This window comes from Enterobacter cloacae complex sp. ECL72 (assembly GCF_019056635.1).
In the GTDB taxonomy this organism is placed as follows: domain Bacteria; phylum Pseudomonadota; class Gammaproteobacteria; order Enterobacterales; family Enterobacteriaceae; genus Enterobacter; species Enterobacter hormaechei_C.
The window spans coordinates 235,820-249,138 of record NZ_CP077659.1; the positions used below are offsets into that span (position 1 = coordinate 235,820).

9 protein-coding genes are annotated in these 13,319 nt (G+C 58.4%); 3 read left to right on the forward strand and 6 right to left on the reverse strand.

Annotated features, from left to right (window positions below; translation table 11 throughout):
* The first annotated feature begins 153 nt into the window (after nucleotides 1-153).
* A complete protein-coding gene (gene djlA, locus KTH07_RS01160) occupies nucleotides 154-969 on the forward strand; it encodes a co-chaperone DjlA (protein ID WP_015572652.1) in 816 nt (271 codons plus the stop codon).
* 31 nt (nucleotides 970-1,000) lie between these two features.
* Here the strand turns inward: djlA and rluA are convergent, their stop codons facing one another.
* From rluA to araB, 6 genes are all read right to left on the reverse strand, one after another.
* Entirely contained in the window at nucleotides 1,001-1,660 is a 660-nt protein-coding gene (rluA, locus tag KTH07_RS01165; protein WP_023303068.1) for a bifunctional tRNA pseudouridine(32) synthase/23S rRNA pseudouridine(746) synthase RluA, read from the reverse strand.
* Between the two features lie 12 nt (nucleotides 1,661-1,672).
* Nucleotides 1,673-4,579 (reverse strand): RNA polymerase-associated protein RapA, encoded by a 2,907-nt coding sequence (gene rapA, locus KTH07_RS01170; RefSeq protein WP_015572654.1) that lies wholly within the window; start codon nucleotides 4,577-4,579, stop codon nucleotides 1,673-1,675.
* Nucleotides 4,580-4,706: 127 nt separating this feature from the next.
* Nucleotides 4,707-7,064 (reverse strand): DNA polymerase II, encoded by a 2,358-nt coding sequence (polB, locus tag KTH07_RS01175; protein WP_023303069.1) that lies wholly within the window; start codon nucleotides 7,062-7,064, stop codon nucleotides 4,707-4,709.
* Between the two features lie 156 nt (nucleotides 7,065-7,220).
* Nucleotides 7,221-7,916 (reverse strand): L-ribulose-5-phosphate 4-epimerase, encoded by a 696-nt coding sequence (gene araD / locus KTH07_RS01180; RefSeq protein WP_015572655.1) that lies wholly within the window; start codon nucleotides 7,914-7,916, stop codon nucleotides 7,221-7,223.
* Nucleotides 7,917-8,002: 86 nt separating this feature from the next.
* Complete coding sequence (gene araA / locus KTH07_RS01185) at nucleotides 8,003-9,505, reverse strand: L-arabinose isomerase (RefSeq protein WP_063162014.1); 1,503 nt, start codon at nucleotides 9,503-9,505, stop codon at nucleotides 8,003-8,005.
* 10 nt (nucleotides 9,506-9,515) lie between these two features.
* Complete coding sequence (gene araB, locus KTH07_RS01190) at nucleotides 9,516-11,225, reverse strand: ribulokinase (RefSeq protein WP_023303071.1); 1,710 nt, start codon at nucleotides 11,223-11,225, stop codon at nucleotides 9,516-9,518.
* Nucleotides 11,226-11,562: 337 nt separating this feature from the next.
* On the opposite strand from araB, the gene araC reads away from it, so the two are divergent.
* Complete coding sequence (gene araC, locus KTH07_RS01195; protein ID WP_017383797.1) at nucleotides 11,563-12,408, forward strand: arabinose operon transcriptional regulator AraC; 846 nt, start codon at nucleotides 11,563-11,565, stop codon at nucleotides 12,406-12,408.
* Nucleotides 12,409-12,526: 118 nt separating this feature from the next.
* A complete protein-coding gene (locus tag KTH07_RS01200; RefSeq protein WP_015572658.1) occupies nucleotides 12,527-13,294 on the forward strand; it encodes a DedA family protein in 768 nt (255 codons plus the stop codon).
* Nucleotides 13,295-13,319 lie beyond the last annotated feature (25 nt).

The following is a 13,319-nucleotide window of genomic DNA, read 5'->3' on the forward strand; positions in this document are numbered from 1 at the left end:
AATCCTGCCCGTTTGCGCGCCAGAGTGTTAGGCTCGCTATCGAATGACGAGTATGATAATGCAAATTATAGGCGATGTCCCTCAATTGACCGTGGCGCGACCACTGTAATGATGGCGTTGCGTCGGCCAGGAACATGACCATTCGGGGAGTATATGCAGTATTGGGGTAAAATAATCGGCGTTGCGTTCGCAATTATTATGGGTGCCGGATTCTGGGGTGTCGTTCTTGGCCTCATTATCGGCCATATGTTTGATAAAGCACGCAGCCGCAAAATGGCCTGGTTTGCTAACCAGCGCGAGCGCCAGTCACTCTTTTTCTCCACCACCTTCGAGGTGATGGGGCACTTAACCAAATCAAAAGGACGCGTAACGGAAGCCGATATTCAGGTGGCCAGCGTCTTTATGGATCGCATGAATCTGCACGGCGAATCCCGCATCGCGGCGCAGAATGCGTTTCGGATTGGTAAATCAGATCACTACCCGCTGCGTGAAAAAATGCGGCAGTTCCGTAGCATCTGTTTCGGGCGTTTTGATTTAATTCGGATGTTTCTGGAAATTCAAATCCAGGCCGCCTTCGCGGATGGCTCTCTGCATCCGAATGAACGGGACGTCCTGTATGTGATTGCTGAAGAGTTGGGCATTTCCCGCATGCAGTTCGATCAGTTCCTGCGCATGATGCAGGGCGGCGCGCACTTTGGCGGCGGTTATCAGCAGCAATCGTCCGGCGGCGGCTGGCAGCAGGCGCAGCGTGGCCCTACGCTTGAAGATGCCTGTAACGTCCTCGGCGTGAAGCCGTCTGACGATGTTACGACCATCAAACGCGCCTATCGTAAGCTGATGAGCGAGCACCATCCGGATAAGCTGGTGGCGAAAGGCCTGCCGCCAGAGATGATGGAGATGGCGAAACAGAAAGCGCAGGAAATCCAGAAAGCCTACGAGCTAATTAAAGAGCAGAAAGGTTTTAAATAAAAAAATGGCCCGACAGTGTCGGGCCATTTTTTCAGAAGTCCACCGGGGCTTTGAACGTCATGGCGTTGCCGAAAGCAGGGTGGGTGATGGTGAGCGTCTGCGCATGCAGTTGCAGGCGCGGCGCTAACGCCAGCGCTTCCGGCGGCGCATAGAACCTGTCCCCCAGAATGGGGTGACCCATCGCAAGCATATGCACACGCAGCTGGTGGGAGCGCCCGGTAATCGGCTTCAGCAGGACGCGCGCGGTGTTATCCGGCGCGTTCTCCAGCACTTCATACTCGGTTTGCGCGGCCTTGCCGGTTTCGTAACACACCTTCTGCTTTGGCCGGTTCGGCCAGTCGCAAATCAGCGGTAAATCCACCAGCCCTTCCGCCTGCGCCGGATGGCCCCAGACGCGCGCGACATACTGTTTCTTCGGCTCGCGCTCGCGGAACTGACGCTTCAGCTCGCGTTCTGCCGCTTTATTCAGAGCCACCACAATCACGCCGCTGGTCGCCATATCCAGACGATGGACAGACTCGGCCTGGGGATAATCACGCTGGATACGCGTCATCACGCTGTCTTTATGCTCTTCCAGACGCCCCGGCACGGATAACAAGCCGCTCGGCTTGTTAACCACCATAATGTGCTCGTCCTGATACAGAATGACCAGCCACGGATCCATCGGGGGATTGTAGGGCTCCATTACCATCTTGCGCTCCGCTTACTGATGCGTCACAACGATAAGACGCAGGGCGTCGAGACGCCATCCCGCCTGATTCAGGCTTTCCAGCACCTGCTGGCGGTTGCTCTCAATGGCGGCCAGCTCATCGTCACGAATGTTAGGGTTCACTGCTTTCAACGCTTCCAGACGCGACAGCTCGGCAGAAAGCTTCTCATCGGCTTCGCTACGCGCCGCATCGATCAGCACTCTGGCCGCTTTTTCGGCCTGGGCTTCACCCAGTTGCAGAATGGCATGCACGTCCTGCTGCACCGCATTCACCAGCTTACTGCCGGTATGGCGGTTCACCGCGCTCAGCTGACGGTTGAAGCTTTCAAACTCCACCTGGCCGGCCAGGTTCGTACCGTTTTTATCCAGCAGCAGACGCACCGGAGTTGGCGGCAGGAAGCGGTTAAGCTGAAGCTGTTTCGGCGCCTGCGCTTCCACAACGTAGATCAGCTCCACCAGCAGCGTGCCCACAGGCAAGGCTTTGTTCTTCAACAGGGAGATGGTGCTGCTGCCGGTATCGCCGGAGAGGATCAGATCCAGACCGTTGCGGATCAGCGGGTGCTCCCAGGTGATGAACTGTGCATCTTCGCGGGAAAGCGCCACATCACGCTCAAAGGTGATGGTGCAGCCGTCTTCCGGCAGGCCCGGGAAATCCGGCACCAGCATATGATCGGACGGGGTCAGCACGATCATGTTCTCGCCGCGATCGTCCTGGTTAATGCCGACGATGTCGAACAGGTTCATGGAGAAGCTGATCAGGCTGGTGTCATCGTCCTGTTCTTCGATACTTTCGGCCAGCTGCTGCGCTTTTTCACCGCCGTTGGAGTGGATCTCCAGCAGGCGATCGCGACCCTGCTCCAGCTGAGCTTTCAGCGCGTCGTGCTTCTCTCGACAGGATTTGATCAGCTCATCAAAGCCCTCGGTGTTTTCCGGCGCCGCAAGGTAACCGATCAGATCGCTATGCACCTGGTCATAAATGGTGCGGCCCGTCGGGCAGGTATGTTCAAACGCATCCAGGCCTTCGTGGTACCAGCGAACCAGAACGGACTGGGCGGTTTTCTCCAGATACGGAACGTGGATCTGAATATCGTGCGCCTGACCGATACGATCCAGACGGCCGATACGCTGCTCCAGCAGATCCGGGTTAAACGGCAGATCGAACATCACAAGATTGCTGGCGAACTGGAAGTTACGGCCTTCAGAACCGATTTCGGAGCACAGCAGAACCTGCGCGCCGCTGTCCTCTTCACTAAACCACGCCGCAGCGCGGTCGCGCTCGATAATAGACATGCCTTCATGGAACACGGCGGCGCGAATACCTTCGCGCTCGCGCAGCACTTGTTCAAGTTGCAGGGCGGTGGCTGCCTTGGCGCAGATCACCAGCACCTTCCGGGAACGGTGCGCGGTCAGATAACCCATTAACCACTCCACGCGCGGATCGAAGTTCCACCAGGTGCCAGTGTCGCCTTCAAATTCCTGATAAATTTGCTCCGGGTAGAGCATATCGCGCGCGCGATCTTCCGCTGATTTACGGGTGCCCATAATGCCGGAGACTTTAATCGCCGTCTGGTACTGGGTCGGCAGCGGCAGTTTGATGGTGTGCAGCTCGCGTTTCGGGAAGCCTTTCACGCCGTTACGGGTGTTGCGGAACAGCACGCGGCTGGTGCCGTGACGGTCCATCAGCATGTCGATCAGCTCTTTACGCGCAGATCCCGCATTATCGCTGTCGCTGTTCGCGGCCTGAAGCAGCGGCTCAATATCCTGCTCGCCGATCAGATCGCTGAGGGTGTTAAGTTCATCATTAGAGAGACGATTACCGGCCAGCAGCAGCGCAACGGCGTCCGCCACCGGACGGTAGTTTTTCTGCTCTTCAACAAACTGCTCAAAATCGTGGAATCGGTTCGGATCGAGCAGGCGCAGACGGGCGAAGTGGCTCTCAAGACCCAGCTGCTCCGGGGTGGCGGTCAGAAGCAGAACGCCCGGTACGCGCTCGGCAAGCTGCTCAATCGCCATGTATTCACGGCTTGGCGCATCTTCGCTCCAGACGAGGTGGTGCGCTTCGTCGACGACCATCAGATCCCATTCTGCGTCGCACAGGTGCTCCAGGCGCTGCTTGCTGCGGCGTACGAAGTCCAGGGAGCAGATCACCAGCTGTTCGGTTTCAAACGGGTTGTCCGCGTCGTGCTGGGCTTCGGCATAGCGCTCGTCGTCGAACAGGGAGAAGCGCAGGTTAAAGCGGCGCAGCATCTCGACCAGCCACTGGTGTTGCAGCGTTTCCGGCACCACAATCAGCACGCGCTCGGCAGCGCCAGAGAGCAGCTGCTGGTGCAGGATCATGCCTGCTTCGATGGTTTTACCCAGGCCCACTTCGTCAGCCAGCAGCACGCGAGGCGCATGGCGACGGCCCACGTCATGGGCGATATTCAGCTGATGGGGAATAAGGCTGGTACGCTGGCCGCGCAGGCCGCTCCACGGCATGCGGTACTGTTCACTCTGGAACTTACGCGCGCGGTAGCGCAGGGAGAAGCGATCCATTCGGTCGATTTGCCCGGCAAACAGACGGTCCTGCGGCTTGCTGAAAACCAGTTTGCTGTCGAGCAGCACTTCACGCAGGATAACATTCGTCTCGTCGGTATCAAGACGCGTTCCAATGTAGGCGAGCAGTCCATTCTCTTCTTTTACGTCTTCAACCTTCAGCTGCCAGCCTTCGTGGCTGGTCACGGTGTCGCCCGGATTGAACATTACGCGGGTAACAGGGGAGTCATTGCGAGCGTACAGGCGGTTTTCACCGGTAGCAGGGAAAAGGAGGGTAACCATGCGCGCATCGACGGCAACGACGGTTCCTAATCCAAGTTCGCTTTCTGTATCGCTGATCCAGCGTTGACCAAGTGTAAAAGGCATAGTTGTTCGGCTCTAATCTTTAATTGCAGGCAATAGTTCGACCCCGTCCAAAAAGACGGTCATCGAAAAATGGGTCCGGGAATGGAAAGGGCGCTATGGTACTGGATGGCAACGGTTTCGTCACGCGTCAAAATAGCCCAAGTTGTCCTGTCACTAGTGTAGCAAAGTCGTCATTGATGAACGGTAAAATTCCCTCCGCAACCGGCTGAAGCTGGCGGGTCAGGTAGTGATCGTAATCGAGCGGAGACTGCTGGTAATCAACGGGTTCCGGGCCGTTAGTTGTCCAGACGTATTTGATCGTACCCCGGTTCTGATACTGCGGCGCACGGCCCCGGCGAACATTCTCTTCATCCGCCAGCCGCGCGGCGCGTACGTGGGGAGGAACGTTACGTTGATATTCGGCCAGCGGGCGGCGCAGGCGCTTGCGATACACCAGCTGGTCATCCAGTTCACCCGCCATCAGGCTGGCGATGGTGTCGCGCACGTAGTCCTGATACGGCTCGTTGCGAAACACCCGCAGGTAGAGCGTCTGCTGGAACTGCTGCGCCAGTGGCGTCCAGTCGGTGCGCACCGTCTCCAGCCCTTTAAAGACCATCCGCTGCGTGTCACCTTCCTGAATCAGCCCGGCGTAGCGCTTCTTGCTGCCCTGGTCGGTTCCGCGAATGGTCGGCATTAAAAAGCGGGCAAAATGGGTTTCAAACTCCAGCTCTAACGCGCTGGTTAACCGCTCTTTTTGCAAATTTTCGCGCCACCAGTCGTTCACGTAGGCGACCAGTTCTTTGCCGATTCGCGCGGCGTCGTCTTCTGAATGGGCCGCTTTCAGCCAGACAAAGGTGGAGTCGGTATCGCCATAAATAACGTCATAGCCCCGGGATTCAATCAGCGCTTTGGTCTGGCGCATAATGTCGTGCCCGCGCATGGTGATGGAAGACGCCAGCCGGGGATCAAAGAAGCGGCAGGCGCTGGTACCCAGCACGCCGTAAAAGGCGTTCATAATGATTTTCAGCGCCTGTGAGAGCGGCTTGTTGCCGTGGCGTTTCGCCTCGTCGCGGCCGTGCCAGATGTTTCCCACAATTTCGGGCAGGCAGTGTTTTTTCCGCGAGAAGCGAGCTCCAAGAAACCCTTCGGTGCTGTGCGCATCGTCTGGCTGGGCCATCCCCTCCACCAGCCCCACCGGATCAATCAGAAACGTGCGGATAATTGACGGGTACAGGCTTTTATAATCCAGCACCAGTACCGAGTCATACAGTCCGGGCCGTGAATCCATCACGTAACCGCCGGGGCTGGCCTGCGGCGGCACGTCGCCGAGATTAGGGGCGACATAGCCCGCCCGGTGCATCCGCGGGAAATAGAGGTGGCTGAAGGCCGCTACCGAGCCGCCGTGCCTGTCGACCGCGAGACCGTTCACCGTTGCGCGTTCCAGCAGGAACGGCATGATCTCGGTTTTGTGGAAGATCTGCGTCACCAGCTCGCAATCTTTCAGGTTATAGGTAGCGAGCGCCGGTTTATCCTCGTTAAAGCGCCGGTCGATCTCGTCCATTCGGTCCCAGGGATTGTCGATGGATTTACCTTCGCCGAGCAGTTCCTGGGCGACCGCTTCCAGCGAGAAGGAAGAGAAGTTCCAGAAGGCGGATTTCAGTGCCTCGATGCCGTCGATAATCAGGCGACCATTGGCCTGTGCAAAGAATACGCCGTTCTTAAAACCGTGCTCACGCCACTCCAGCTCGCTGTTGCCGCGCCCCAGAATCAGCGGGATACGGTAACGCTCGGCATGTTTTTGCAGCACGCGCAGGTCAAACTGCACCACGTTCCAGCCGATCAGCACGTCCGGGTCGTGCTCGGCAAACCACTGGTTAAGCTTCTCCAGCAGTTGCGGGCGGCTGTTGACGTACTCCAGATTAAAATCCAGCGCGGACGCATCGCCGTTCGGCGGCCCGAGCATATAGACAACCCGCTGCCCACAGCCTTCCAGACCAATGCAGTACAGTTCGCCGTGGCGGGTGGTTTCAATATCCAGCGACACCCACTTTAGCGGCGGGCGATAGTGCGGATTAGGCTTCAGGCGCGCGTTAACGATCCTGCCGTTTTGCGCGGTGCCATCTACCCAGACGGGGGCGGTGATAAACCGCTCCATCAGAAAGCGTTCAGGCGGGCGAATGTCGGCCTCGTAAAGCGTCACGCCTGCTTCACGAAGCAGCTTTTCATAGCGCATCAACTGGCGATGGGCGCGGCAGTAGAGGCCGTAAACCGGCTGGCGGTGGAAATCTTTCAGTTGGAGCGGCGTAAGGCGCCAGTTGTTTTCGCCGCGTAGCAGTTGTTTCACTTTCTCGACGTGAGCTTCAGGAATAAAGGCCACGGACTCCTGCGGCGGGAGCGTAACGTTTAGTGGGCCGTTGTCCGTTGCCAGCCAGAATTCAACCTCAGTACCCTGAGGGGTATCCCGCCAGTGTCTGGTCAGTAAAAAGCCTTCTTGCGCCTGCGTCACGCCGATATCCCATAAAACAAAACCAGGCCTGATTATAGCCTGGTTGAGGGGTGTTTGCTGGGGTTTTATACAGTGCCCGTTCCGCCGGATGGCGCTGCGCTTATCCGGCCTACAGGTTCCGCAGGCCCGGTAAGCGCAGCGTCACCGGGCAAGGGTTTACTGCCCGTAGTAGGCTTTCGCACCGTGCTTACGCAGGTAATGCTTATCCAGCAGGGTTTGCTGCATATCCGGCAGCTGCGGTGCCAACTGGCGGCAGAAGATCCCCATATAGGCGACTTCCTCCAGCACGATCGCGTTGTGCACCGCGTCCTCCGCGTTTTTACCCCAGGCAAACGGGCCGTGGGAGTGCACCAGCACGCCGGGCATTTGCGCCGCGTCGATTCCCTGTTTTTCGAAGGTTTCGACAATCACGTTCCCCGTTTCCCATTCGTACTCACCGTTGATCTCCGCATCGGTCATCAGACGCGTGCAGGGAATGGTGCCGTAGAAGTAGTCCGCGTGGGTGGTGCCGGTGGCCGGAATAGGCTGGCCCGCCTGCGCCCAGATGGTCGCGTGACGCGAATGGGTATGCACAATCCCGCCGATGGTCGGGAAGGCCTGATACAGCAGGCGATGAGTGGGCGTATCGGAGGAGGGCTTTTTATTGCCTTCAACCACTTCACCCGTTTCGATGCTGACCACCACCATGTCTTCTGCGGTCATTACCGTGTAATCCACGCCGGAAGGCTTGATCACGAACACCCCTTTTTCCCGGTCAACGGCGCTGACGTTGCCCCATGTCAGGGTTACGAGGTTATGTTTTGGCAGCGCCAGGTTGGCTTCGAGTACCTGACGTTTGAGATCTTCTAACATTGTCGTCTCCTGCCGGATGGCGCTGCGCTTATCCGGCCTACAGAACCGTAGGCCCGGTAAACGAAGTGCCACCGGGCACTCCGTACTTAGCGTTTTGAACCGTAATAGACTTCGTTCCAGCGCAGCGCGTCTTTAAAGGCTGGCAGACGGGTGTCGTTATCAATCACGGTCAGTTCGATGTCGTGCAGCTCGGCAAACTGACGCATATCGTTCAGGTCAAGCGCGTGGCTGAATACGGTGTGGTGCGCGCCGCCGGCCAGGATCCAGGCTTCCGAGGCGGTTGGCAGGTCAGGCTGCGCTTTCCACAAAGCGTTGGCGACCGGCAGCTTCGGCAGAGAATGCGGGGTTTCAACCGCATCGACGCAGTTCACCAGCAGGCGGAAACGATCGCCGAGGTCAATCAGGCTGGCGTTAATGGCCGGGCCGGTACGGGTGTTGAAGATCAGACGGGCCGGATCCGCTTTGCCGCCAATGCCGAGGTACTGCACGTCGAGGATCGGTTTCTCTTCAACCGCGATGGATGGACACACTTCCAGCATGTGCGAGCCGAGCACCAGATCGTTGCCGTTCTCGAAGTGGTAGGTGTAGTCCTCCATAAAAGAGGTGCCGCCCTGTAGACCGGTCGACATCACCTTCATGATGCGAAGCAGAGCGGCAGTTTTCCAGTCGCCTTCGCCCGCAAAGCCGTAGCCCTGCTGCATCAGACGTTGTACCGCCAGACCCGGGAGCTGTTTCAGGCCGTGGAGATCTTCAAAGGTGGTGGTGAAGGCATGGAAGCCGCCCTGTTCCAGAAAACGCTTCATGCCCAGCTCAATACGTGCGGCATCCAGCACGTTCTGGCGCTTGTCACCGTTGACCTGTGCCGCAGGCGTCAGGCGATAGCTGCTTTCGTACTCGTCCACCAGCGCGTTAACGTCGCCATCGCTGATGTCATTCACCACCTGCACCAGGTCGCCCACCGCCCAGGTGTTGACGGAGAAGCCAAATTTAATCTGCGCGGCCACTTTATCACCGTCGGTGACCGCCACTTCGCGCATGTTGTCGCCGAAACGCACCACTTTCAGGTGGCGGGTATCCTGCTTAGATACCGCCTGACGCATCCAGGAGCCAATACGTTTTTGTGCCTGACCGTCCTGCCAGTGCCCGGTCACCACGGCATGCTGTTGACGCATGCGCGCGCCGATGAAGCCGAACTCGCGGCCGCCGTGCGCGGTCTGGTTCAGGTTCATGAAGTCCATGTCGATGCTGTCCCACGGCAGGGAGGCGTTGAACTGCGTGTGGAATTGCAGCAGCGGTTTGTTGAGGATAGCCAGGCCGTTGATCCACATTTTGGCTGGCGAGAAGGTGTGCAGCCACACCACCAGGCCAGCGCATTTGTCATCGTAATTGGCATCGCGGCAAATGTTGGTGATTTCGTCCGGGGTGGTACCCAGCGGCTTCAGCATCAGTTTGCACGGCAGTTTGGCTTCCGCGTTCAGCGCATTCACAACGTGCTCCGCGTGTTTCGTCACCTGCTGCAACGCTTCCGGTCCGTACAAATGCTGGCTGCCAATCACAAACCACACTTCATAATTATTAAAAATGGTCATTATCGTGTCCTTAATGTGTCAGGGTTGCCGTAGTGTCCGCGGTGCTTTTGGCCGGGGCGGCGACAGGGAGATAGTGAAGTTCGGCGCTTTTTGCCCATTGCTGGTAGCGCTGATAAAGCTGTTCAAAGCGTTGTGCCTGCTGAGTCTGAGGCTGGAGCGTACTTTCGACGGCGCTCGCCATGTGCTGTTGCGCGGTCGGGATATCCGCATGTACGCCTGCGGCCACGGCAGCGAAAATCGCGGCGCCCAGCGCACAGCACTGATCGGAGGCCACAATTTGCAGCGGCCGGTTCAGCACGTCGCAGCAGGCCTGCATAATCACCGGGTTTTTACGGGCGATGCCGCCCAGCGCCATCACGTTGTTCACGTCAATGCCCTGCCCGGTGAAGCACTCCATAATGGCGCGCGCGCCGAATGCGGTGGCGGCGATCAGGCCGCCAAACAGCGCGGGCGCGTCGGTCGCGAGGTTGAGATCGGTAATCACCCCTTTCAGACGCTGGTTGGCAAACGGCGTACGACGCCCATTGAACCAGTCCAGCACCACCGGCAGGTGGTCGAGAGACGGATTTTTTGCCCAGGCTTCGGTGAGCTGCGGCAGGAGCTGTTTTTTGCTCGCCGTAATCTGCGTTTTCAGTTCAGGATGCGCGGCAGCCAGCTGATCCAGCGGCCAGCCGAGCACGCGGCCAAACCAGGCGTAGATATCGCCGAAGGCGGACTGACCCGCTTCGAGGCCGATAAAATCGGGTACCACGCTGCCGTCAACCTGACCGCAAATGCCTTTCACCGCGCGGTCGCCGACGCTGGCTTTATCTGCCGTCAGAATGTCACAGGTGGAGGTGCCGATAACTTTCACCAGCGTGTTGGGCTGCGCACCCGCGCCCACCGCACCCATATGGCAGTCGAACGCGCCGCCGGAAATGGTCACGTTTTGCGGCAGACCGAGGCGTTTCGCCCACTCTTCGCAGAGCGTGCCGACCGGAATATCGGCGGTGAAGGTGTCGGTAAACAGCGGGTATGTCAGGTTTTTGTTGATGATCGGGTCGAGTTCATCGAAGAACGTTGCCGGAGGCAGCCCCCCCCAGCTTTCATGCCACAGCGATTTATGCCCGGCGCTGCAACGGCCGCGGCGGATATCCTGCGGGCGAGTGGTGCCGGAGAGCAGGGCGGGAACCCAGTCGCATAGCTCAATCCATGACGCGGCTGCCTGTGCGACCGACGCGTCCGCGCGGGTAACGTGCAGGATCTTGGCCCAGAACCACTCGCTGGAGTAAATTCCGCCGATATACCGTGAGTAGTCAGTTTTGCCCGGCTGATGGCATAAGCGGGTGATGGCTTCCGCCTCTTCCACGGCGGTATGGTCTTTCCACAGCACAAACATGGCGTTCGGGTTGTCGGCAAACTCCGGTCGCAGCGCCAGTACGCGGCCTTCGGCATCGACAGGGGCAGGCGTTGAGCCGGTGCTGTCGACGCCAATCCCCACGACATCGGCCCGCTGGGCGTCCGTCAACTCTGCCAGCACGGTTTTGATCGCCGCTTCCATTGATTCAATGTAATCACGCGGGTGGTGGCGGAACTGGTTGTTCGGCGCATCGCAGTAGCGCCCCTCTTGCCAGCGCGGATACCACTCAACGCTGGTTGCTATCTCCTGGCCAGTCGTACAGTCCACTGCCAGCGCGCGAACTGAGTCGCTGCCAAAATCGAGGCCAATTGCAATTGCCATGGTGTTGCTCCATCCAAAAAACAGGTATGGAAGAACATTAGAGACTAGGGACAAAAATCGTCAGGCAGGATCCGCTAATCTTATGGACTAAATTGCTGTAGCCACGCAAAGTGTGACGCCGTGCAAATATTCTATGTGGACATTTCTGCCGCACTTATAGACACTTTTGTTACTGCTTATCTGCCCGTACTGGCGGAGAAATCAGGGGGAAAGGCTGAAATATGGCGGACGTAAAAGAGGCGTGATGCTTTTTGGATCTTTTCGCGGGCCATTTTTATACTGCTTTTATCGATATGGACAATTGGTTTCCTTCAGGACCCTTGGGAGAACTGAATCTATGGCCGAACCGCAAAACGATCCCTTACTGCCGGGCTACTCATTTAACGCCCATCTGGTGGCGGGGCTGACGCCAATTGAGGCCGAGGGATATCTCGATTTTTACGTCGATCGCCCTCTTGGCATGAAGGGATATATCCTCAACCTGACCGTACGCGGAGAAGGGGTCGTCAAAAACGGGGCTCAGCAGTTTATCTGCCGCCCCGGTGATATGCTGCTGTTCCCGCCGGGGGAGATCCACCACTACGGGCGCCATCCGGATGCCAAAGAGTGGTATCACCAGTGGGTCTATTTCCGTCCGCGCGCCTACTGGCAGGAGTGGCTCTCGTGGCCGGCCATTTTCGCCCATACCGGTTTATATCGCCCGGATGAGGCGCATCTGGCGCAGTTCCGTGAGCTGTTCGCACAGATTATTGAGGCAGGGCAGGCGGGCGGGCGCTACGCCGAACTGCTGGCCATCAACCTGCTTGAACAGGTGCTGCTGCGCCGCATGGAGGCCATCAACGAGTCGCTTAATCCGCCGCTGGACAACCGCGTCCGCGACGCCTGCCAGTACATCAGCGACCACCTTGCCGACAGCCAGTTTGATATTGCCAGCGTCGCCCAGCATGTGTGTCTGTCGCCGTCACGGCTCTCTCATCTGTTCCGCCAGCAGCTTGGCGTGAGTGTACTCAGCTGGCGTGAGGATCAGCGCATCAGCCAGGCGAAACTGCTGCTCAGCACCACCCGAATGCCTATCGCCACCGTCGGGCGTAACGTCGGCTTTGAAGATCAGCTCTATTTCTCTCGCGTGTTTAAGAAGTGCACCGGTGCCAGCCCGAGCGAATTCCGTGCGGGATGTGAATAATCGGTAAACATTCAGGTGAACTTCAGGCGCATCTTGTAAACTATTCAGACAATTGATGCCTTGACGCGGTGCAGGGCGCTAAGCAGAATCGCTGATTCGTTTTCTGACCGGAATAGTTATGCAGGCATTGCTGGAACATTTTATTACCCAGTCCGTTATGTATTCGCTCATCGCCGTGGCGCTGGTGGCGTTTCTGGAGTCGCTGGCGCTGGTCGGGCTGATCCTGCCCGGCACCGTGATGATGGCGGGGCTTGGGGCGCTGATCGGCAGCGGCGAGGTCAATTTCTGGCAGGCGTGGATGGCCGGTATTATTGGCTGTTTGCTGGGGGACTGGATCTCCTTCTGGCTGGGCTGGCGCTTTAAGAAGCCGCTGCACCGCTGGTCGTTCATGAAAAAAAATAAAGCGCTGCTGGATAAAACCGAGCACGCGCTGCACCAGCACAGCATGTTCACCATCCTCGTGGGGCGCTTCGTTGGCCCAACGCGCCCGCTGGTGCCGATGGTGGCCGGGATGCTGGATCTGCCCGTCGCGAAGTTTGTGGTGCCGAACATCATCGGCTGCGTCTTCTGGCCGCCGTTCTACTTCCTGCCGGGGATCCTGGCGGGCGCGGCCATCGATATTCCTGACGGTATGCAAAGCGGTGAGTTCAAGTGGCTGCTGCTGGGAACGGCGGTCCTGCTGTGGCTGGCGGTCTGGCTCTGCTGGCGCCTGTGGCGCAGCGCGAAAGCCAGTGTTGATCGCCTGACGCGCTATCTTCCGCGCTCTCGCCTGCTCTGGCTGGCCCCGCTGACGCTGGGGGTGGCTGTCGTGGCGCTGGTGGCGCTGATTCGCCACCCGCTGATGCCGGTGTACGGTGAGATCCTGTTGAAGGTGGTGAGCCGTTAAACGCCGGGCGGCACTGCGTTTGCCC

What these genes read in the sequence shown, in the direction of transcription:
- KTH07_RS01200 (WP_015572658.1), top strand. Translation starts at nt 12,527, where the DNA reads ATGCAGGCATTGCTGGAACATTTTATTACCCAGTCCGTTATGTATTCG.
- araA (WP_063162014.1), bottom strand. Translation starts at nt 9,505, where the DNA reads ATGACCATTTTTAATAATTATGAAGTGTGGTTTGTGATTGGCAGCCAG.
- araC (WP_017383797.1), top strand. Translation starts at nt 11,563, where the DNA reads ATGGCCGAACCGCAAAACGATCCCTTACTGCCGGGCTACTCATTTAAC.
- djlA (WP_015572652.1), top strand. Translation starts at nt 154, where the DNA reads ATGCAGTATTGGGGTAAAATAATCGGCGTTGCGTTCGCAATTATTATG.
- rluA (WP_023303068.1), bottom strand. Translation starts at nt 1,660, where the DNA reads ATGGTAATGGAGCCCTACAATCCCCCGATGGATCCGTGGCTGGTCATT.
- araD (WP_015572655.1), bottom strand. Translation starts at nt 7,916, where the DNA reads ATGTTAGAAGATCTCAAACGTCAGGTACTCGAAGCCAACCTGGCGCTG.
- rapA (WP_015572654.1), bottom strand. Translation starts at nt 4,579, where the DNA reads ATGCCTTTTACACTTGGTCAACGCTGGATCAGCGATACAGAAAGCGAA.
- araB (WP_023303071.1), bottom strand. Translation starts at nt 11,225, where the DNA reads ATGGCAATTGCAATTGGCCTCGATTTTGGCAGCGACTCAGTTCGCGCG.